The 20,596-nt window shown below is 69.1% G+C and carries 15 protein-coding genes; 9 read left to right on the plus strand and 6 right to left on the minus strand.

Annotated elements, in window-relative coordinates; translation table 11 throughout:
* The first annotated feature begins 18 nt into the window (after positions 1-18).
* Positions 19-3,135, plus strand: a complete 3,117-nt coding sequence (locus AC1RRS_RS23165) for a TonB-dependent receptor domain-containing protein (RefSeq protein WP_492857233.1) — start codon at positions 19-21, stop codon at positions 3,133-3,135.
* 63 nt (positions 3,136-3,198) lie between these two features.
* Entirely contained in the window at positions 3,199-5,229 is a 2,031-nt protein-coding gene (locus tag AC1RRS_RS23170; RefSeq protein WP_492857234.1) for an alpha/beta hydrolase family protein, read from the plus strand.
* A 41-nt stretch (positions 5,230-5,270) separates the two neighbouring features.
* On the opposite strand, the gene AC1RRS_RS23175 is transcribed toward AC1RRS_RS23170, so the two are convergent.
* The gene (locus AC1RRS_RS23175) at positions 5,271-7,706 is read right to left on the minus strand and encodes a TonB-dependent receptor (protein WP_492857235.1); all 2,436 of its coding nucleotides are present in this window, start codon (positions 7,704-7,706) and stop codon (positions 5,271-5,273) included.
* 226 nt (positions 7,707-7,932) lie between these two features.
* Between AC1RRS_RS23175 and AC1RRS_RS23180 the strand changes: the two genes are divergently transcribed.
* On the plus strand, positions 7,933-9,708 hold the full coding sequence (locus AC1RRS_RS23180) for an arylsulfatase (protein WP_492857237.1): 1,776 nt from the start codon (positions 7,933-7,935) through the stop codon (positions 9,706-9,708).
* Positions 9,705-10,634: a formylglycine-generating enzyme family protein gene (locus AC1RRS_RS23185; protein ID WP_492857238.1), complete on the plus strand. Its 930-nt coding sequence runs from the start codon at positions 9,705-9,707 to the stop codon at positions 10,632-10,634. Before AC1RRS_RS23180 ends, AC1RRS_RS23185 begins: the two co-directional genes overlap by 4 nt.
* 3 nt (positions 10,635-10,637) lie before the next feature.
* On the opposite strand, the gene AC1RRS_RS23190 is transcribed toward AC1RRS_RS23185, so the two are convergent.
* A complete protein-coding gene (locus tag AC1RRS_RS23190; protein ID WP_492857239.1) occupies positions 10,638-11,117 on the minus strand; it encodes an isochorismatase family protein in 480 nt (159 codons plus the stop codon).
* 64 nt (positions 11,118-11,181) lie between these two features.
* Positions 11,182-12,222, minus strand: a complete 1,041-nt coding sequence (locus AC1RRS_RS23195) for a glycoside hydrolase family 43 protein (protein ID WP_492857240.1) — start codon at positions 12,220-12,222, stop codon at positions 11,182-11,184.
* 209 nt (positions 12,223-12,431) lie between these two features.
* Between AC1RRS_RS23195 and AC1RRS_RS23200 the strand changes: the two genes are divergently transcribed.
* Positions 12,432-14,396, plus strand: a complete 1,965-nt coding sequence (locus AC1RRS_RS23200) for an acetyl/propionyl/methylcrotonyl-CoA carboxylase subunit alpha (protein WP_492857241.1) — start codon at positions 12,432-12,434, stop codon at positions 14,394-14,396.
* A gap of 178 nt (positions 14,397-14,574) precedes the next feature.
* Positions 14,575-14,973, plus strand: coding sequence for a DUF1489 family protein (locus AC1RRS_RS23205; RefSeq protein WP_487289760.1), 399 nt, complete (start codon positions 14,575-14,577; stop codon positions 14,971-14,973).
* Positions 14,974-15,124: 151 nt separating this feature from the next.
* On the opposite strand, the gene AC1RRS_RS23210 is transcribed toward AC1RRS_RS23205, so the two are convergent.
* Entirely contained in the window at positions 15,125-15,523 is a 399-nt protein-coding gene (locus tag AC1RRS_RS23210) for a hypothetical protein (RefSeq protein WP_492857243.1), read from the minus strand.
* A 350-nt stretch (positions 15,524-15,873) separates the two neighbouring features.
* Complete coding sequence (panC, locus tag AC1RRS_RS23215) at positions 15,874-16,722, minus strand: pantoate--beta-alanine ligase (RefSeq protein WP_492857244.1); 849 nt, start codon at positions 16,720-16,722, stop codon at positions 15,874-15,876.
* A 200-nt stretch (positions 16,723-16,922) separates the two neighbouring features.
* On the opposite strand from panC, the gene mipZ reads away from it, so the two are divergent.
* Positions 16,923-17,759 (plus strand): division plane-positioning ATPase MipZ, encoded by an 837-nt coding sequence (gene mipZ, locus AC1RRS_RS23220; protein ID WP_110119014.1) that lies wholly within the window; start codon positions 16,923-16,925, stop codon positions 17,757-17,759.
* A gap of 27 nt (positions 17,760-17,786) precedes the next feature.
* Positions 17,787-18,218, plus strand: coding sequence for a J domain-containing protein (locus AC1RRS_RS23225; protein WP_487289764.1), 432 nt, complete (start codon positions 17,787-17,789; stop codon positions 18,216-18,218).
* Positions 18,219-18,453: 235 nt separating this feature from the next.
* Here the strand turns inward: AC1RRS_RS23225 and AC1RRS_RS23230 are convergent, their stop codons facing one another.
* The gene (locus AC1RRS_RS23230; protein WP_492857246.1) at positions 18,454-19,764 is read right to left on the minus strand and encodes a D-alanyl-D-alanine carboxypeptidase family protein; all 1,311 of its coding nucleotides are present in this window, start codon (positions 19,762-19,764) and stop codon (positions 18,454-18,456) included.
* 371 nt (positions 19,765-20,135) lie between these two features.
* On the opposite strand from AC1RRS_RS23230, the gene AC1RRS_RS23235 reads away from it, so the two are divergent.
* Complete coding sequence (locus AC1RRS_RS23235; protein WP_492857248.1) at positions 20,136-20,570, plus strand: phasin family protein; 435 nt, start codon at positions 20,136-20,138, stop codon at positions 20,568-20,570.
* Positions 20,571-20,596 lie beyond the last annotated feature (26 nt).

Consider the following 20,596-nt stretch of genomic DNA (forward strand, 5'->3'; position numbering starts at 1 on the left):
AGAGGGGACTAGATTTTCATGACGATGGGGAACGACGGCCGGCTGCGCCGAATGCTGGCCGGATCGGCGGCCGTGGGCGTGCTGCTGGCGGCCGGGGCGGCCTTCGGCCAGGCCGTGGCCGTGGACGTGCAGGCTCAGCCGCTGGACAAGGCGCTGCGCGAGCTTGGCAAGGAAACCGGCACCAACATCCTGTTCTCGCCCAAGGCCGTGGCCGGGCGTCGCGCCGGCGCCGTGGTCGGCCGCTACACCCCGATCGAGGCGGCCCGTCGTCTGGCCGGTTCGGCCGGCCTGGAAGTGGTCGAGGATGGTTCGGGCGCGCTGATCGTGCGCCAGCCGGGCGCAGCCCCGGTCGCCACCGTCCAGCCGGCCTCGTTCGAAGCCGTAGATCAAGGCCCTGCTGTCCAGGTTGAAGAGGTCGTGGTGACCGGCTCGCGCCTGCGTCGCACCACCTTCGACAGCCCCTCGCCGGTGGTCGACATCGAGCGCGAAGAGCTGCTGGAAAGCGGCTACACCGATCTGGCCGAAGCCCTGACCGACCTGCCGGGCGTCGACATCGGCGTCAACCTGTCGACCAGCCAGTCGGCGGTGCAGGACAACGGCCTGTCGACCGTCAGCCTGCGCTCGCTGGGCCAGAACCGCACCCTGACCCTGATCGACGGCCATCGCACGGTGTCCAACGCCGGCAACAAGAACGCCGTCAGCCTGAGCTCCATTCCGGAGTTCTTTGTCGACCGCGTCGAGATCAGCACCGGCGGCGCCTCGGCCGTCTATGGCTCGGACGCCATCTCGGGCGTCGTCAACATCATCACCACCAGCAAGATGGACGGCGTGAAGGCCCGCGCCGTGGCCGGCGTCACCGACGACGGCGGCGGCAGCTCCCTCGAATACTCGGCGGTCGCCGGCAAGCGCTTCTTCGACGACAAGCTGTTCGTCATGGTCGGCGGCACCTACGAGAAGCAGGACGCCCTGAACGCGACCGACCGCAGCTGGGCGACCCAGTCGGTGGCCTACGACGCCGACACCAACACCGTCTCGGGTCCGGACCTGTCGACCTACACCCCGGGCGGCCGTTTCCGCAGCAGCAGCTTCTATTATGATGAAGGCGGCCTGCAGAAGAACTTCGTCACCGCGGTGAACGGCTACGAGACCCGCAAGAACGGCACCCTGATCACCCCGGCCAAGCGCTCGTCCGCCGCCGCCAAGATCACCTACGACGTCACCTCCGACATCAAGATCTGGGGTCAGTTCCAGGCCTCGCGCGTGACCACCAACTCGGTGCGCGAGCCCTACGCCCTGAGCAGCTCGACCACCTACGGCGTCAACGACGAGTACACGATCGGCAACATCGCCCGGGCCAACCCGTACGTGCCGTCGGCGATCTATTCGTCCTCGACCTCATCGATCAGCTTCCGCCGCCGCATGACCGAGGTCGGCGAGCTTGAGATCTACAACCGTCGCACCACCCTGCGCGGCTGGGCCGGCGCCGAGGGCAAGGCGTTCGGCGACTGGGACTGGGCCGTGACCTACGGCTACGGCGAGTTCGACGGCTATCAGCTGCGCAAGAACGGCCTGAACATGGCCAATGTGAAGAACGCGCTGAATTCCGAGCTCAACACCACGACCGGCCAGATCCAGTGCAAGGACGCCACGGCCCGCGCCAACGGCTGCGTGCCGCTGAACCTGTTCGGCATCGGCTCGATCAGCGCCGCGGCGGCCGACTACATCCGCGCCGACATCTGGTATCGCCCGCAGAACCGCCAGGACACCGTCGAAGGCTACATGACCGGCGAGTTGTTCCAACTGCCGGCCGGTCCGGTCGAGACCGCGTTCGGCTTCGAGCTGCGTCGCGACAAGACCCGCACCACCACCGACGAACTGACCCAGAACGGCCTGACCAACTTCGCCTACATCCCCGAGTACACCGGGGTGGTGAAGGCCAAGGAAGCCTTCATGGAAGCCTCGGTGCCGCTGGTGAAGGACCTGCCGCTGATCAAGCGTCTGGAAGTCGACGGCGCCGTGCGCGTCGCCCACTACAATCTGGAGAACGTCGGCACGACGGTCAGCTATCGCGGCGGCCTGCAGTGGGCGCCGGTCTCGGGCCTGCGCTTCCGCACGGCCTGGAGCCGGGCCCAGCGCGCGCCCGACACCACCGAGCTCTATTCGCCGCCCCGCGACGACTATGACTCGGTCGCCGACCCGTGCACCGGCGTGACCGCCTCCTCGACCGGCACCGTGGCCCAGAACTGCCGGGCCAACCCCGGCATCGCCGCGGCCATCGCGGCCGAGGGCGTGTTCAACTCGGAAGTCACCAGCGTCAACTCGCCCAACGGCGGCAACGTCGACCTGAAGGAAGAGACCGCCGACACCCTGACGATCGGCTTCGTGCTCCAGCCGACGTTCCTGCGCGGCTTCAACCTGAGCGTCGACTACTACGACATCAAGGTGGCCGACGCGATCTCGTCGCTGTCGAACAGCCAACTGCTGGCCGAGTGCTACCAGTCGACGAGCGGCACGGACAACCGCTTCTGCAACGTCATCAGCCGTGACGCGGAGGGCCAGATCACCAAGATCCTGAACCTCACGGAAAACCTCGACGACCTGCGCGCCAGCGGCGTCGACGTGGCCCTGCGCTACCGCTTCGACCTGGAGCGCTGGAGCGTGCCGGGCGACTTCACCTTCCGCGCCAACTACAGCCGGCGCCTGAAGCTGGAGAGCCGCTACCAGGGCATCGACGGCACGATCGTCGACAACGACCTGGGCGAAGTCGGCACCTCGAAGAACGAGGGCATGGCCAGCCTGGCCTGGCGCGGCCGCCACTGGAACCTGCAGTGGACGACCAACTACATCGGCAAGGCCGTGGACGACAACGACCTGGCGGCCGCCTTCGCGGCAGCCGGCGTGACCGACCCGCTGTACCTGCACGTCGACGCTTTCTGGCGCCACGACGTGTCGGTGAAGTTCTTCCCGGATCCGAAGAACAAGGACCTGCGCGTGTTCGGCACGATCAAGAACGTGTTCGACAACCAGGGCCCGTTCCTGCCCAGCGGCACGGTGTACGGCAACGACTACAACTACAACGCCGTCTACGGCGTGACCGGCCGGGCCTACACCCTGGGCCTGCAGGTCGCGTTCTAAGCGCGACGTCTTCCTCGCCGGCGCCCTTCGGGGCGCCGGCGATTTCATTTCCGGAGCTTTTCGATGTTTCGTTTCCGCCTGGCGGCCCTGGCCGCCGGAAGCCTGCTCGCGTCCGTCGCCTCGCACGGCTGGGCCGCCCCGCGCGTCATGACCGCCACCGACCTCGTGGGCCTCGAGAAGCTCTCCGATCCCAAGGTCTCGCCCGACGGGCGGTTCGTGCTCTATTCGGTCGGTCGCGTCGACTGGAAGGCCAACGGCGTGCAGGACGACCTGTGGCGCGTGGGCCTGGACGGTTCGGATCCCCGGCGGATGGTCGAGGGATCGGCCTCGGGCGCGGCCTGGGCGCCGGACGGCAAGCGCTTCGCCTTCACCGCCAAGCGCGACGGCGACAGCGGCCGGCAGATCTATCTGTCGCCCATCGACGGCGGCGAGCCGCGCCGCATCGGCAAGCTGCGCACCAGCCCGTCGGACCTGCGCTGGTCGCCGGACGGTTCGGCGATCTACTTCCTGGCCGACGCGCCGGATCCCAAGCCGGTGGCCAAGCGCAAGCGCGAGAAGGACGACATGGTCGCCTTCGAGACGCCGCAGGCGCGCGGTCGGCTGTGGCGGATCACCCTCGCCGACGGCAAGGCCGAGCCGGTTGTCGAGGGCGACTTCGAGGTCGAGGCCTACGACCTGTCGGCCGACGGCAAGACCATCCTCTACCGCCGCGCGCCCTCGCACCTGCTGGACGACAATCCGAAATCCGAGTTGTGGGTGAAGACAGGGCAGGGGCCCGACCGTCGCCTGACCGACAACGACTTCCAGGAAAGCACGCCGCGCCTGTCGCCCGACGGCCGCTCGGTTCTGTTCCTGGCCACGGCCGAGAACGGCCGCTACGGCACGGTCAATCCGAACCTGTTCGTCGCGCCGCTGGCCGGCGGCGCGCCGCGCGAGCTGGCCCACGGCCTGCCCTACGAGATCGAGGACGCGGCCTGGTCGGCCGACGGGCGCGAGATCTACATCACCGCCACCACCGGCGTGCGGCGCGAGCTGTTCGCGGTCGACGTGAAGAGCGAGGCCGTGCGCCCGCTGGCCCGCGGCGACCACGCCGCCGGCGACGTCACCCTGACCCGCGACGGCAGGACGGTGGTCTATTTCAAGGCCTCGGCGACCTCGCCGGGCGAGGTGTTCCGCATCGACCCGGCCAAGCCGGCGCCGGTGCAGGTGACCCACCTGAACGACGACATCGCGCAGCGCTTCCGCCTGCCGCGCCAGGAGGCGATCCAGTGGACCGCGCCCGACGGCCAGGCGCTGGAGGGCCTCGTCACCTATCCGCTCGATTACCAGCCGGGCCATCGCTACCCGCTGATCGTGCAGAGCCACGGTGGGCCGCGCTCGTCGGACGTGTTCAACATCTTCGCCTATGGCCGGTTCAACCCGCTGCTGGCGGCCAAGGGCGTGATGACCCTGAGCGTCAACTACCGGGGCGGCACCGGCTATGGCGACGAATTCCTGCAGGGGATGAACGCCGGCTATTTCCGCCATGCCGACAAGGACGTGCTGTCGGGCGTCGACAACCTGGTGGCCAAGGGCCTGGCCGATCCGGATCGCCTGGGCGTGATGGGCTGGAGCGCGGGCGGCCACATGACCAACCGCCTGATCACCGTCACCGACCGCTTCAAGGCCGCGGCCTCGGGCGCGGGGGCGGTGGACTGGCCGTCGATGTACCTGACCTCGGACAACCGCTGGCAGCGCACCGAGTGGTTCGTGACGCCGCCTTACGGCTCCACCGCGCGACGTGATCTGTACACGGACAATTCGCCGCTCAGCCAGCTGGACAAGGTCAAGACCCCGACCCTGATCCTGGCCGGCGCCGAGGACGAGCGGGTGCCGTGGACCCAGTCGGTGATGCTGAACCGGGCGCTGAGGGCCCTGGGCGTGGAGAGCGAGCTCTACCTGGCCCCGCGCGAGCCGCATAACTTCCGCGAACTGCGCCACCGGCTGTTCCAGGTGAACGTGCAGATGGACTGGTTCAGCAAGCGCGTGCTGGGCCAGGACTACGTCTGGAGCGCCCCGCCGGGCGGTGAGAGCGACGAGGCCGGCGAGCCCTGAAATGGAAACGGCGGGGGCCAGGGCCCCCGCCGTTTTTCGTTCTAGCGACGCACCCGCAGGGTGACGCCGAAGGTGCGGGGATCGCCCAGCGTGCCGGTGACGGCCCCGGTGTTCGCCGCCGCCAGCGACAGGTAGTAGAGCTTGTCGAAGACGTTGCGGCCCCAGACCTGCAGGTCCCAGCGGCCGTCTTCCGAGCCGATGCCGGCCCGCAGGTTCAGAAGGGTGTAGCCCGGGATCTTGGAATATTCGGAGTCCGCCGCGGTGGTGTAGTAGGCCGAGCGGTAGTTGGCGTCGTAGCCGGCATAGGCCTCCAGCCCGTTCCCGCGCCAGATTCCGGCCGGGCGGCGGTATTCGCCGCCGGTCGACACCGCCCACAGCGACACGCCCGGCAGGCGGCGGCCGGTGAGGTCGCAATAGGTCGTCAGGTGGACCTCGATCGGGCAGGCGGCCTGCTCGTAGCTGGTGTAGCTGGCGTCGTTGTAGGTGGTCGAGCCGTAGAGGGTCAGGCCCTCGATCGGCGCGGCCCGCACGTCGACTTCCACGCCGCGGCTGCGGACGCTGCCGGCGTTGGTCAGATAGCTGATGTTGTTGATCAGGTTGACGGCGGTGGTCTGGTAGCCCTCGTCCTCGGTCCAGAACAGGGCGAGGTTGGCGGTCAGGCGGCGGTCGAACCAGGTGCTCTTCAGGCCGGCTTCGTAGCTGTCGATGGTTTCCGGATCGATGACCGGATCGACGGCGTTGGCGCCCGAGGTGTTGATGTTCGACAGGTTCAGGCCGCCGGCCTTGTAGCCTCGGGCGTAGGTCGCATAGAGCAGCGGGCCGTTGTCGAAGGTGTAGGCCAGGGTGACATTGCCGGTCAGGCTGTCGCCCGAGGTCTTGGACGAGAAGCTGTTGGCCGCGCCGAAGCGGGCGCGCAGGGCCAGCGCCGTGGCCTGTTCGGCCGTGGTCAGGCCCGAGAGGCTGGCGCCCGACGCGGTCTGGTCGAACCAGCCGGTCATCTTCTCGTAGGTGTAGCGCAGGCCGCCGGTGATATCGAAGCGGTCGGTGACGTGCCAGGTGCCCTGGGCGAAGGCCGCCGCGCTGGTGGTTTCGGGGCTGGAGTGGCTGATGATCGAGTAGTTGTTCAGCGCCGCGGCGCGCACGGTGGCCGAGGCCGCCGCCGGGGCCAGCAGCCAGTCGGCCGCGTAGGGGCCGTAGTAGTTGACCGCCTCGGCCTCAAGGTCCTGCCAGAAGTAATAAAGGCCGGCCACGTAGTCGAGCTTGCGGTCGCCTTCCGAGCGGATGCGCAGTTCCTGGCTGAACTGCTGCTGGTCGTTGTCCTGGTGGGCGTCGATGATCGCCGACAGGGTGGTGCCGTCGGCGTCGTTGTGCGGACGCCAGTGCCAGCCGCGCCAGGCGGTGACCGAGGTGATGGTGGCGTTGTCGAGGCTGTAGTCGGCGATCGCCGAGACGCCGCCGTGGGTCTCGAAATAGCTGTTCTTGGTGTTGACCGAGACCTGGCGGGCTTCCGGATCGATGGCCGGCGGCGTGAAGCCGATGCGGGCCGCGCGGGCCAGATAGCCGTTCGGATAGGCCGTGCCGTCGTCGGCGTAGGTGGTCAGCAGGCCGGTCAGCACGCTGGCGGCGGTGTTGGAGTATTGCTGGCCGTAGTCGCCCGACAGCTTGATCTTCAGCTTCTCGTTCGGGGTCAGCAGGAACTGAACGCGGCCGCCGAAGTCGTGATAGTCCTGGGTCTTGGAGCCGTCATAGACGTTGGTCATGTAGCCGTCGCGCTGGGTGTTGGCGAGGGCGACGCGGAAGGCCAGCTTGTCTTCGACGATCGGACCGGCGACGGCCAGATGGGCCTGGAAGTAGTTGTAGTTGCCGCCGGTGACGTCGGCCGCGAACTCGGGCGTGAACTTCGGCTCCTTGGTCGAGATCACCAGGGCGCCGGCCGAGGTGTTCTTGCCGAACAGCGTGCCCTGCGGGCCGCGCAGCACCTGCACGGAGTCGAGGTCGGCCAGATCGAACACCGCCTGGCCCGGACGGCCCAGATAGACCTGGTCCAGATAGACGCCGACCGCCGACTGCAGGCCGTCGTTGTAGACCGAGACGTTGTTGCCCAGGCCCCGGATGTTGATGCTGGTGTTGCGCGGGTTGGTGACGCTGACGCTGAGGCTCGGCGAGAGCTGCTGCAGGTCGCGGACATTGTAGGCGCGGGCTTTTTCCAGTTGCGCGCCGCCGAAGGCGGAGACGGCGACCGGCACGGTCTGGGCGTCTTCCTCGCGGCGGCGGGCGGTGACGACCACCGACTCCAGGCCGACGGCGTCGTCAGGCGTCGCGGCGGGCTCGGCGGGTGTCTCCGCGGCGAAGGCGGGCGCGCCGGCCATCAGGGCCGCGCAGGACGCGGCGGCCAAGGCCAGGCGACGCAGGGTCACGCCGTGGTTGTGGTCGAGGCGAGTATTCGCCTGGCGATAAGAATGTTGCGCGCCCGACATGTTGTGGAGCCCCCATAAACAGCAAGAACAACCGCAGAAGAACGACGGTCCTTGACGCCTCGGCGGGCCCTTCGCCGATGCGTCGTCGTTGCGGTGCGGAGGGAGCTTTAAATCCCAACTACTCCGATCGGCATTACAGAAATTCTCAACGGTGCGTTTCGAAATTGTCGTAAGCGCCTCCGAGCAGGGAGGCCTTAGGGGAAAGGGAAAGCTGAGGGAAAGCGTCATGAAGACCTATCGAAACACCCTGCGCGGACGGCTCCTGGCCGGCGCCATGATCGCCGCGACCTGCCTTGCGGGCGGCCTCGCCAACGCCGCCGAACCGACGGCTCCGGCCGCGACGCGCAGCGTGGAGAAGCGACCGAACTTCTTGATCATCGTGGCCGACGACTTGGGCTATTCTGATCTGGGCGCGTTCGGCGGCGAGATCGAGACGCCGAACCTCGACGCCCTGGCCAAGGCCGGCGTGCGCCTGTCGGGCTTCCACACCGCCGCCACCTGCTCGCCGACCCGCTCGATGCTGCTGACCGGCTCGGACAATCACCAGGTCGGCCTGGGCTCGATGGCCGAGATCCTGACCCCCGGCCAGAAGGGCCAGCCCGGCTACGAGGGCTATCTCAACGACCGCTCGGTGACCGTGGCCGAACTGCTGCGCGACGCCGGCTACCGCACGGTGATGGCCGGCAAGTGGCACCTCGGTTTGACCGACGACCAGTCGCCGACCGCGCGCGGCTTCGAGCGCTCCTACGCCCTGCTGCAAGGCCTGCAGAACCACTATGGCGAGGACCAGAACGAGGCCTATGCGGCCGCCGGCGCGGCCTCGACCTTCCGCGAGGACGGCAAGGTCGTGACTTATCCCAAGGGCGTGTTCTCGGCCGACTTCTACGGCGACCGGATGGCCCAGTATGTCCGCGACGGCGCCAAGGACGGCCGGCCGTTCTTCGGCTACCTGACCTTCACCGAGCCGCACTGGCCGCTGCAGGCCCCGCCCGAGACCATCGCCAAGTACAAGGGCCGCTACGACGCGGGCTACGAGGCCCTGCGCGAGCAGCGGCTGGCCAAGCTGAAGGCGCTAGGCCTGGTGGCCAAGGACGCCAAGCCGCATCCGTTCGTCGACGTGCCGGCCTGGAGCTCGCTCACTCCCGAGCAGCAGAAGGTCGAGGCGCGGAAGATGGAGATCTACGCGGCCATGGTCGATCGCCTCGACCAGAACGTCGGCAAGGTGGTCGCGGCCCTGAAGGAGACGGGCCAGTACGACAACACCATCATCGTCTTCCTGTCGGACAACGGCGCCGAGGGCAGCCGTATCGACACCGTGCGGGCGGTCTTCGATCCGGCCAAGCTGGCGGCGCTGAAGGTCGACAACAGCTTCGACAACCTGGGCCGCGCCAGCTCGCACGTCGGCTACGGCCCCGGCTGGGCCCAGGCGGCGACGTCGCCGACGCGGCTGGTGAAGGGCTATTCGACCGAGGGCGGCATCCACACGCCGGCCATCGTCGAGGGCCCCGGCGTCAAGGGCGCTGGCCGCATCGTCGACTCCCTGGCCCACGTCACCGACGTCGAGGCCACGGTGCTGGAACTGGCGGGCGTGAAGCGTCCGGAGACCTATCGCGGCCGTGCCGTCGCCCCGGCCATCGGTCATTCGTGGGTCCAGGCCCTGGCCAGCCCCGACGCCTCGGTGCGCGGCCCGCAGGACACCGTGGCCTGGGAGCTGTTCTTCCGCCGGGCGGTGCGTCGCGGCGACTGGAAGGCGGTCTATCTGCCCACGGCCCCGGGCGGGGCGGCCTATTCGCGCGAAGCGGTGCTGCCGGCCAACTGGCAGCTCTTCAACCTGAAGAGCGACCCGGCCGAAGCCGTCGACCTGGCCGCCAGCCAGCCCGAGAAGCTGAAGGAACTGGTCGAGGCCTGGAACCGCTACGCCGCCGACAACGGCGTGGTGCTGCCGCCGGCCCCGCCGGCCGCTGGAGGCGCCGCCGCGCCCGCCAAGACCAGCGGCAAATGAGCCGGCGCGGCCTTTCCTGGGCGGTCGCCGCTGGAGCCCTCGTCGCCGGCCTGGCGACGAGCGGCTTCACGGTCGCCGATCCGGCGGGCGTCGAGGTGGCGGCCATACGCGCCGCCGCCCCCGGCGCCTGCCATGCCCGCAAGGGCGAGGACAGGGAAGGCCGCGCCTTCGTTCCCGCCGGCGCCGTGGCGCTGGGCGAGGATGGTCCGGGCAAGCCGGGCAAGGCCGTGGCCGTCGAGGGTTTCTGGATCGACCGCCACGAGGTGACCAACCGCCAGTTCGCCGCCTTCGTCGACGCCACGGGCCATGTCACCCAGGCCGAGCGGGAGGGGGCCTCGGCGGTGTTCGTCCAGCCCGAGCATCTGTCCGGCGACGACGCGGCCCAGTGGTGGAAGCTGGTGCGCCGGGCCAACTGGCGTCATCCGCACGGCGGCGGGGCCGACGACCTGGCCCATGCCGACGAGCCGGTGGTGCACGTGACCTATGACGACGCCCAGGCCTACGCCCGCTGGGCCGGCGGTCGCCTGCCGACCGAAGCCGAATGGGAACGTGCGGCGCGCGGCGCCCAGTCCGGCCCGCGTTCGCCCCAGGCCTGGGCCTATGACGACGACGGCAAGCCGACCGCCAACACCTGGCAGGGCGAGTTCCCGCTGTCCCAGAGCAACGAAGACCACTTCACGGGCCTGGCGCCCGTCGGCTGCTTTTCCGCCAACGCCTTCGGCCTGGTGGACATGATCGGCAACGCCTGGGAGTGGACGTCGAGCGCCGCCGCGAGCGGCGGACCCGAACGCCTGATCAAGGGCGGCTCGTTCCTCTGCGCCTTCAACTACTGCGCCAACTTCCGCCCCGCCGCCTGGCAGGCGCAGGAGGAGGGGCTGGGAACCTCGCACGTGGGGTTCCGGGTGGCGTACGCCCGGGCGGCGTGAGCGTCAGTCGTTCCGAAGTTCGCTGGCGTCATAAAGGACGCTCGTGCTCCCGAAGTGGTGCTTCCACAGGTTCGCGCCCAAACCAGCCGAGCGATCGAGCGACGAGCCGACCGTCAGCCACTTGAGCAAGGTCGGGCGCAGGCCCGCGTCGAACAGCATGAAACCGGCGGCCAGGCAGCAGGTGTCCGCCTGGATCCCGCACACCAGCACCTGGTCAACCGCTATCGACTTCAGGTGGTCGATCAGCGCGGGCGGCGGGAGATAGCCATGCTTCACGAACACCTTGTCGGTGGGAACGAGCGGGTCGTCGGCGGGGGCAGGCTTCCACCCAAGTTGCCCCCAGAAGGGCGTCACCGCCTCGTCATGCCGCTCCACGGTCGCGACCGAATACAGGGTCGGCGCCAGTCGCGAGATCTGCTCCACCTGCCAGGTGGGCGGCTCGAAGCAGGGCTGAACGTCGATGATCAGGAGCGCTTGTTTCATGGGGCGCTCTATCAGTCTCGCCCCTCGCCGGCCAGCGGCGACCGCGGCGACCGGTCGTCCGCCGCTATCCGATCACCTCCGCCGCATCTCCGTCCAGGTCGATCCGTTGGCGGACGATCTCAAGCCGATCGCCCGCGTCGCGCATCTCGTAGAGCTTGCCGCGGGCGTTCTTGAACGGCCGGTGGACGATCATCATCAGCTGCCCATCGAAGCGGTGGAACGGCATGCCGTGGCCGCTGTCGTGGCGGACCAGCGGCGGCCACTGCTCCCACGGGCCTTCCAGCTTGCCCGTCGTCGACCGCGCCTGGGACTGGACGTAGCCGTTCCGGTCATAGCTGGACCACAGCATCAGCAACTGGCCCGTCTTGGTCGTGAAGAGCTGCGGGCCGTCGGTGACATAGGCCAGGTCGCCTTCGGGCTGTCGCTTGCCGTCGGCCCATGGCGCCTGGCTGGCGGTGAACAGGGTGATCGGCGGGCCGGCGGCGGCGAGGTCGTCGCTCAGGGGCAGGGCCTCGATGGCCCCGTCGCCGACCTGCAGCCACTCGCGCGAATAGACGTACCAGGGACGCCCGTCGGGGGTGACGTGGAGCGTGCCGTCCAGGGTCATGAGCGCCTTGGGCGCGACCGGCTCGCCGCCCCGCACGACCGTGAAGGGACCTTCGGGACGGTCGGCGACCGCCAGGATCGTGCCGCGCCGGTAGGGCCTGCGCTTGCCGACCGGCGGCAGGGCGGCGGCCTCGTCGTGGAAGGTGGTGAAGAGCCGCCAGCGGCCCTTCCAGAAATGGACCTCCGGCGCCCAGGCGCCGCCCTTGAACCAGGCGTCGGTCGGAGCCGTGAACACCGTCTTCGGCTTCTCCCAGTCCAGCAGGTCGCGGCTGACATACATCATCGTGCCCAGGCCCGGCGTTCCGCTGAGGCGAGGGATGTTCGAAGTGTAGAGCCGGTAGAGCCCGGCCTGCTCGTCGGCGACCATGAACGGGTCGTGCAGCGGCATGTTCGGCAGACGCAGCATCGGCGCGGGGGCGGTCCGCGCCTTGGCCGCCGGCGCGATGGCCAGGGCGGCGGCGGCGAGGGCCAGGGCCCGGCGCGAATGATCGACGGGCATCGAGGCTCCTACGCGACTTCACCGATCGGACGATCCGGGTTCCCGCGGCGCTTTGCAACGGCGAGGGCAGGGGGCAAGCTGGCGTGGAACGTACGGCCTTCGGCAAAGGTCATGCTGGTGTGACGGCCTTTTCGGGCATAAACGTCGGCCAACAACGAAACATGCGATGGAGGCTCTCCGAAAAGAGCCTCGTCCCGAGGAGGAATGCGTTGATCGAGTCGGTCCTGATCGCCAATCGCGGCGAGATCGCGCGCCGGATCATCCGCACCGCGCGCGAGATGGGCGTGCGCACCATCGCCGTCCACTCGGAGGCCGACACCCACGCCCCGTTCGTGATGGAGGCCGACATGGCCATCCTGATCGGCGGCTCGCCGGCTCGCGAAAGCTATCTGGTCCCCGAGAAGATCCTGGCCGCCGCCCGCCAGACCGGCGCCGAGGCGATCCATCCGGGCTATGGCTTCCTGTCGGAGAACGCCGACTTCGCCCAGGCGGTGATCGACGCGGGCCTGGTCTGGATCGGCCCGCCGCCGTCGGCCATCCGCGCCATGGGCCTGAAGGACGCCGCCAAGAAGCTCATGATCCAAGCTGGCGTGCCGACCACGCCCGGCTATTTGGGCGACGACCAGAGCGAGGCGCGTCTTTCGAAGGAAGCGGCCGCCATCGGCTTTCCCGTGCTGATCAAGGCCGTGGCCGGCGGCGGCGGCAAGGGCATGCGCAAGGTCGATCGCGCCGAGGACTTCGCCGAGGCCCTGGGTTCGTGCCGCCGCGAGGCCGCGGCCAGCTTCGGCGACGACCGCGTGCTGCTGGAGAAGTACGTGACCCGGCCGCGCCATATCGAGGTGCAGGTGTTCGGCGACCAGTTCGGCGAGGTGGTGCACCTGTTCGAGCGCGACTGCTCGCTGCAGCGCCGCCACCAGAAGGTCATCGAGGAGGCTCCGGCCCCCGGCATGGACGAGGAGACCCGCGAGGCCGTGTGCGGCGCGGCGGTGCTGGCGGCCAAGGCCGTCGGCTATGTCGGCGCCGGCACGGTGGAGTTCATCGCCGACGCCAGCGAGGGCCTGCGCGCCGATCGCATCTGGTTCATGGAGATGAACACCCGCCTGCAGGTCGAGCATCCGGTCACCGAGATGGTCACCGGTCAGGACCTGGTCGAATGGCAGTTTCTGGTCGCTTCCGGCGAGCCGCTGCCTCTGGCCCAGGACGAGATCGAATTGCAGGGCTGGGCCATGGAGGCCCGCCTCTACGCCGAGAATCCGGCCACCGGCTTCCTGCCCTCGACCGGGCCGTTGAAGCACTTCCGCCTGCCCGAAGGCGACGTGCGCGTCGATAGCGCGGTGGAGGAGGGCGGCGAGGTCACGGCCTTCTACGATCCGATGATCGCCAAGCTGATCGCCCACGGCGTCGATCGCGAGGACGCCGCCCATCGCCTGGCCGAGGCCTGCAAGCTGGTCGAGGTCTACCCCGTGAAGACCAACGCCGCCTTCCTGGCCGCCTGCGCCAGCCATCCCGACTTCGTCGAGGGCGCGATCGACACCGGCTTCATCGCCGCGCGGCTGGAGGAACTGACCGAGCGGACGTTCAGCGACGCCCCGACCCTGGCCGCGATCGGCCAGCGGCTGGAAGGCTTCATGGCCGCAGACCAGCCCAAGGCCGATCCCTGGGCCAGCGCGCCCTCGCGCCTGCTGGGCTTCCGCATGAACGCCCCGCGCGCGGCCATGGACCTGCCGCTGACCGTGGACGGGGCCAAGGTTCCGCTGCGGGTCGGCCTGGTGGCGGGCGCGGGCGACGACTGGTCGTGGGACATCACCGTCGAGGACGGCCGGGCGCTGGACGACGTCGACGTGCTGCCCGGCGTCTACGGCCGCGATCCGCTCTACGTGTTCGAGGGCGGCGACGTGCGCGAGTTCGACTTCGCGCCGAAGGTCGGCGGCGGCGCTCATGGCGCGGCGTCGGACGGGGCGATCCTGTCGCCGATGCCGGGCAAGGTGGTGTCGGTGGCGGTCGCGGCCGGCCAGGCGGTGACCAAGGGCCAGACCCTGATGGTGCTCGAGGCCATGAAGATGGAACACGCCCTGGCCGCGCCGTTCGACGGCGTGGTGGGCGAGCTTTCGGCCGTGGCCGGCGGGCAGGTCGCCGAGGGCGTGGTGCTGGCGCGGCTGGAGGCGGTTTCCTGATCCTTCTCCAAAACCGTAAAATCCCCGCGGAGGCGGGGACCTAGGCTTTTTCTGCAATCCACGGCGCTCGACGATAAAACACCTGGGTCCCCGCTTTCGCGGGGATTTTACGGGTGGGGAGCGGGGCTCGTCCGAGCCTTCCGCTTGCGCCGCGACCGCGACGCGCTACATCGGCCTCATGGCTCTGCACATGATCAAGCTGGTCGTCGGCTGCGACACCATCGACGACCTTCTCGCCTGGCACGAGGAAGGCCATCCGTGGGTGATGCACACCCGGATGACGCCCAAGCGCATCGACGAGATCCTCGACGGCGGCTCGCTCTATCGCGTGTTCAAGGGCCAGGTGCTGTGCCGCCAGACCATCCTGGCCATCGACACGGTGGGCGAGGGGCAGGCGGCGCGTTGCGAAGTGACGGTGGATCCTAACATCGTCCGCGTCGCGCCCCAGCCGCGCCGGGCCTTCCAGGGCTGGCGCTATCTCAAGCCGGAAGACGCCCCGCCGGACCTGACCGAGGGCGAGGCCGCCGACATGCCGCCGGAACTGGCGCGGCAACTGCGCGAACTCGGCGCCTGGTGAGCGCTTAGCGTATCGTCAACCCAAGGGTGCGACGCTCGATCCTCGGTCTTGTGAGGAGAGCGAAGATGCGGCTGGCTTACGTGGCGCTCGGCATGGGTCTGCTGTTCCTGGCGATGGTGATCGCCGTCGGCGTCGCCCTGGCGGTGAAGGTCTAGCCGGGCCAGGGCAGCCCTCGGCCCAAGGTCAGCACGAACGCCGCGAAGACGACGATCGCGGCGACGATCAGCGCGCGGTCCCGGGCGAGGCCCCGGGACGCGGCGTTTCCACCGATCCAGATCAACGGGGCCGAGGCCAGGCCGATCTCCAGGCCCGCGTCGCGCAGGCCAGGACCCAGGTCGCGCGTGCTCGCCAGGGCGGCCAGCAGGGCCGCGAGCGTCGCCGCCAGCCAGGCCGTCCTGGCCGTTCCGTCGCCGAGCATCGAACGGGCCAGGCGTAGCGTCACGACATAGAGGCCGACTCCCATCGTCGCCGCCAGAAAGCGCACCGCGACCGGAACCGCCCCCAAGGCGCCAGCGAGGCCGAAATAGAGGTCGCCGTCCCGCAGCAGCATGGCCTTGAGCGCGTAGCCGCCCTCCCAGAACCAGCTGAACGTGCCGACCAGGACCAGCAGGAGCCGTGGAGCGGGCGTGCGGGCACGGCTCGCCGCCGCCCAGGCCAGGGCCCCGACGACGAGGTTGGCGACCGGTCCCGCCGCGTCGACCAGGGGCGAGGGCTGGGCGCATCGGAAGATCGCCGAGCTCAGATGCTCGACCGCCGCAGGCGAAGGCGGCGCTGAGGCGGGCGAGGCCAGACCCTCTGCGGTCGCGCAGCAGGACGAGGGCGATCAGCGCCAGGAGCGCCGTGGCGCCGCCGCGCAGGACGAGGTCGAGGAGCAGCATGGCTGGAGCTCCCCGGTGGCGGCTAGGCGGCCATGTTGTCGATCAGGCGGGTCTTGCCAAGCCAGGCGGCGGCCAGCAGGCGGGCCGTGACGCCGTTGAGGGCGTCCGGACCCAGGCGCGACAGGTCGTCGGCGTCGCGGAAGTCGAAATAGTCGACCTGGCGGAAGCCGGCTGCGGTCAGGGCGGCCTTGCCGGCGGCCTCGGCGGCCTCGACGCGTTCGCCAGCCTGGACGGCGGCGATGGCGGCCTTCATGGCATTCGGCAGGGCCACGGCGGCGGCGCGTTCCTCGGGCGACAGGTAGGCGTTGCGCGAGGAGAGGGCCAGGCCGTCCTCGGCCCGGGCCGTGGGGGCGCCGACGATCTCGACGGGCAAATCAAGGTCGCGGGTGACGCGGCGGATAACCTGGAGCTGCTGGTAGTCCTTCTCGCCGAAGACGGCGATGTCCGGTTCCGCCTGGATCAGCAGCTTGGTGACCACGGTGGCGACGCCGCCGAAGAACTGCGGGCGGGCGGCGCCTTCCAGCGGCTCGGACACGCCGGTCAGGTTGATGCTGGTCACGAAGCCTTCCGGGTACATCTCGGCCCCATTGGGCGCGAACAGCAGGTCGCAGCCGACGGTTTCCAGGAGTTCGGCGTCGCGGGCCTCGCCGCGCGGATAGGCGTCGAAGTCCTCGTGCGGGGCGAACTGCTTGGGATTGACGAAGACGCTGGCCACGGTGCGTTGCACCTTGGTCTGGGCCAGACGGATCAGCGACAGGTGGCCTTCGTGCAGCGCGCCCATGGTCGGGATCAGGCCCACCTGCTCGCCGGCTGCCTTCCAGGCGCGGACTTGCTGGCGCAGTTCGGCGACGGTGCGGACGATGCGGGTCATGGCGGAACTCTGCTGCAACGCAAAAACAAGCGTTCGGACGGGGCGGCTTATGGCCGATCTGGGACAGTCGGTCCACCTGCGACGCGGAGTCTGTGGACGCCGGGCGCCACAAGATTGACGCTGATGGCGTGCAGGGCGCTTCATGCGCGTTAAGATTTTGGTTAGATTCGCCGAGTCGGGCGGAACGAAGGATGAAGCCAATGGCCGAAACGCGCGTGATCGTCGTCGGCAACGAAAAGGGCGGCGCCGGCAAGTCCACCATCGCCATGCACCTGATGACGTCGCTGCTGTACGGCGGCGCCCGGGTCGCGATCATGGATCTGGACCTGCGTCAGTGCACCAGCATGCGGTTCTGCGAGAACCGCGTGGCCTGGCTGGCCGGCAACGACATCAAGCTGCCGATGCCGCAGACCTTCCGTCTCAGCGACAACGACATCGCCCTGGCCGCGGCCTCGGAGGCCGAGCAGGTCGCCGCGTTCGAGAAGGCGTTCCTGGCCGCGCGCGAGGTCGCCGACTTCGTGCTGATCGACACGCCTGGCGGCGACACCCAGATCACGCGCATGGCCCATGGCCTGGCCGACCTGATCGTCACCCCGATGAACGACAGCTTCGTCGACTTCGACATGCTGGGCCACGTCGACCCGGTGACCATGGAGCTGCAGAAGCCCAGCCTCTATTCCCAGACGGTGTGGGAGGCCCGCAAGGCCCGCGCCATGGCCGGCCAGCGCCAGCCGCTGGACTGGGTGGTGCTGCGCAACCGCCTGGCCACCACCGAGGCCCGTAACCGCAAGCGCCTGGAAGACCGCCTGACGGCCCTGGCCAAGCGTGTCGGCTTCCGCATGGGTCCCGGCCTGCGCGACCGCGTGATCTATCGCGAGCTGTTCCCGTTCGGCCTGACCATCGCCGACCTGTCGACCCAGGTGCGTCCGGTGCCGGTGTCGCTGCAGCACCTGGCCGCGCGTCAGGAACTGAGGGCGCTGATGCACTCGCTTGGCCTGGCGGCGTTCTCGGGTGAAACTCTGCTCGCCGCCCAATAATTCATTGGGGCGGCGGCGGGACCGCTGATGCTCTTCTACCTGATCCTCGGCGGCGTGGTCGTCGCCTGGCTGCTGTGGGGCAAGCGCAAGCCGCTGCTGGCCGGCGAGGGCTGGCGCGTCGGCGCGGGCGTGGCCTCGGCCGCGGCCTTCGCCGCGGCGGCCTATGCCGGCGTGCGCAGCCAGTGGCCGGCGACCCTGGCCCTGTGCGTGCTGGGCCTGTGGTGCGCCACCTCGGCCCGCCAGCGTCCGGTGATCCGCAAGGTGGCCGAGCCGGGCAAGGCCCAGCTGTCGGCCAGCGAGGCGCGCTCGATCCTGGGCGTCGACGCCCAGGCCGGCGCCGAAGAGATCCAGGCCGCCTATGCCCGGCTGATCCGCCTGGCCCATCCCGACAAGGGCGGCACGGCGGGGCTGGCGGCGCAGCTCAACGCGGCGCGGGACCGGCTGCTCAAGGGGCGGTGAGGCCTCGGCGCCCATACCTCTGCACACCCATCACCGTTCAATCCCCGCGAAGGCGGGGATCCAAGCTGACTTTCAGGATGAAGCGCGCTCGGTGATAGACCCGCTGACTCTGCTTGGGTCCCCGCCTTCGCGGGGATGCTCGGAGGAGGGGGCGACCCGTTCAAGCGCAAAGAAAAAGCCGGCGACCGCGAGGTCGCCGGCTTTTCAAATTGCAGCTCAAAGAGCCCGCAAGGGATCAGCGCGGGGCGATGACCATGCAGGGCTGGCGCTTGGCGGTGATGGCCGAGCAGGCGGCGCGGGCGGCCTCGGCGGTCATGCCCTGGAACTGGGCGCGGAAGGCCCCGCCGGCGGCACCGACCACGGCCCCCTCGGCGTCGGCCACGGCCTTGGCGAAGCGGTCGCGCACCAGGCCCAGTTGCTTGTTGGCCAGGCTCTTGGACTGGAAGGCGCCGACCTGGACGCTCCACTCGCCCTTGACCTTCTTCGGGGCCGGCTTGGCGGCGTCCTTGGCGGCCTTGAGGGTGGGGGAGACCTTCACTGGGACGGGCTTGGGGTTGTCGGTCAGGACGATCTTCAGGCCGGCCTGGTCGCCGTCGCCCTCTTCGGACGAGGGGCGCATGATCGGGCCGGTCGGCTCGTCCTCATAAAGGTTGGCGGCGATGGTGGTGCGCTCGCCGTGCGAACGGCGCTTGAGCACGTCGAAGCCCGTGGTCAGCAGGTCTTCCATGTTGTTGTCGCGCCAGGCGGTCGAGGAGCCGCCCAGGACCACGGCGATCAGGCGGCGGCCGTCGCGCACGGCCGAGCCGGCGAGATTGTAGCCGGATGCATTGGTGTAGCCGGTCTTCAGGCCGTCGAAGCCGTCCATGCTGTTGAGCAGGCGGTTGTGGCCGCGGACATAGCTGCCGCGGAACTCGAAGCCCTTGAGGCTGAAGTAGGAATAGTACTGCGGGAAGTCGCGCATGGTGGCGCGCGACAGGATGGCCAGGTCGCGGGCCGTGCTGATCTGGCGGCTGTCGGGCAGGCCCGAGGCGTTGACGAAGCGGCTGTTGCGCATGCCCAGTTCCTGACCGCGCAGGGTCATCAGGGCGGCGAAGCGGCTTTCGCTGCCGGCCAGCTTCTCGGCCATGGCGGTGGCGATGTCGTTGGCCGACTTCACGGCCATGGCGCGAATCGCTTCGTCGACGCTGAGGCTGTCGCCGGGACGCAGGCCCATCTTGGTCGGGGCCTGGGCGGCGGCGCGCGGCGAGATCGGCACGCGGTCGGTCAGCTTCAGGCGGCCTTCGCTGAGCGCCTCGAAGGTGAGGTACAGCGTCATCACCTTGGTGACCGAGGCCGGATAGCGGGGGCTGTCGGCGCGCTTGTCGTAAAGGACTTCGCCCGAATTGGCGTCGATCACGATGGCCGCGTACTTGGGTTCCGCGGCGTTGAGCTGCAGGTACGGGATCTGGGCCGAAGCGACGGTGGGAGCAGCGACGCCGACCAGCGCGGCCGCGGCGAAGCCGACGGCGACGAGGAGGCTACGGGCGGAGTTAAGCTTGGCGAACATGCGACAAACGTCCGTCATTTGAACTGAGCGGTTCCGCACCGCCACACGCGTGAACCTAGCATGCGCGTTGTCGCCTTACGCCAAAGTAAACAACTGGTGAGCGATTTCGCCGCAGAATGAGATAAAACTTGGGCGTTGCGGCAACGCTTCGCCTCCGTTGGTTCATCGCCGCGTCGCGTTCGCGCCATGCGGGAACTCAGCGCACGGAGCAGCTTCACCCTAGGTTATGGTGCGCTGCACAAAAACGTTTGACTGCTGCACTGCAACATGAGAAAACCATGTCGTCCCAACGCATGGGGCAGGGCCGCGGAACGTCTCATTCCACCCGTCGCTCGAACCCGTGCCCCGCCACCTGCCCAGGAGCCTTCCCCATGGCCGTCACCGAGACCCTGAAGAGCACCGTCGAGCAATACACCTCCGCCGGCAACCAAGCGTTCAAGGACGGCGTCGACAAGTCGCTCGCCGCCCTGGCCGAGGCCAACACCCATTCGAAGAAGAACCTCGAAGCCGTCGTCGCCTCGGTGACCGCCGCGACCAAGGGCGCCGAAGCCCTGGGCGCCGAAGCCTTCGCCTACTCGAAGAAGGCCGCCGAGGACCAAGTCGCCGCCGCCAAGGCCCTGGCTTCGGCCAAGAGCGTGCAGGAAGCCGTCGAGCTGCAGACCGCCTGGGCCAAGTCGGCCCTGGAAGCCTACATCGCCCAGGTCAGCAAGGCCTCGGAGATCGTCTCGGCCTCGATCAAGGACTCGGTGAAGCCGCTGAACGAGCGCGTCACCGCCACGGTCGCGAAGTTCCAGGCCGCTCGCTAACCAAACCGAATTCGGAACGGCCCCGC

The sequence above is a fragment of the Caulobacter sp. GW821-FHT12A07 genome, assembly GCF_058807655.1.

Coding starts and splice junctions, on each gene's coding strand:
- AC1RRS_RS23165 (WP_492857233.1), top strand. CDS start 19: ATGACGATGGGGAACGACGGCCGGCTGCGCCGAATGCTGGCCGGATCG.
- mipZ (WP_110119014.1), top strand. CDS start 16,923: ATGGCCGAAACGCGCGTGATCGTCGTCGGCAACGAAAAGGGCGGCGCC.
- AC1RRS_RS23205 (WP_487289760.1), top strand. CDS start 14,575: ATGGCTCTGCACATGATCAAGCTGGTCGTCGGCTGCGACACCATCGAC.
- AC1RRS_RS23230 (WP_492857246.1), bottom strand. CDS start 19,764: ATGTTCGCCAAGCTTAACTCCGCCCGTAGCCTCCTCGTCGCCGTCGGC.
- AC1RRS_RS23225 (WP_487289764.1), top strand. CDS start 17,787: ATGCTCTTCTACCTGATCCTCGGCGGCGTGGTCGTCGCCTGGCTGCTG.
- AC1RRS_RS23190 (WP_492857239.1), bottom strand. CDS start 11,117: ATGAAACAAGCGCTCCTGATCATCGACGTTCAGCCCTGCTTCGAGCCG.
- AC1RRS_RS23235 (WP_492857248.1), top strand. CDS start 20,136: ATGGCCGTCACCGAGACCCTGAAGAGCACCGTCGAGCAATACACCTCC.
- AC1RRS_RS23210 (WP_492857243.1), bottom strand. CDS start 15,523: ATGCTGCTGCGGGACGGCGACCTCTATTTCGGCCTCGCTGGCGCCTTG.
- AC1RRS_RS23180 (WP_492857237.1), top strand. CDS start 7,933: ATGAAGACCTATCGAAACACCCTGCGCGGACGGCTCCTGGCCGGCGCC.
- AC1RRS_RS23195 (WP_492857240.1), bottom strand. CDS start 12,222: ATGCCCGTCGATCATTCGCGCCGGGCCCTGGCCCTCGCCGCCGCCGCC.
- AC1RRS_RS23185 (WP_492857238.1), top strand. CDS start 9,705: ATGAGCCGGCGCGGCCTTTCCTGGGCGGTCGCCGCTGGAGCCCTCGTC.
- panC (WP_492857244.1), bottom strand. CDS start 16,722: ATGACCCGCATCGTCCGCACCGTCGCCGAACTGCGCCAGCAAGTCCGC.
- AC1RRS_RS23175 (WP_492857235.1), bottom strand. CDS start 7,706: ATGTCGGGCGCGCAACATTCTTATCGCCAGGCGAATACTCGCCTCGAC.
- AC1RRS_RS23170 (WP_492857234.1), top strand. CDS start 3,199: ATGTTTCGTTTCCGCCTGGCGGCCCTGGCCGCCGGAAGCCTGCTCGCG.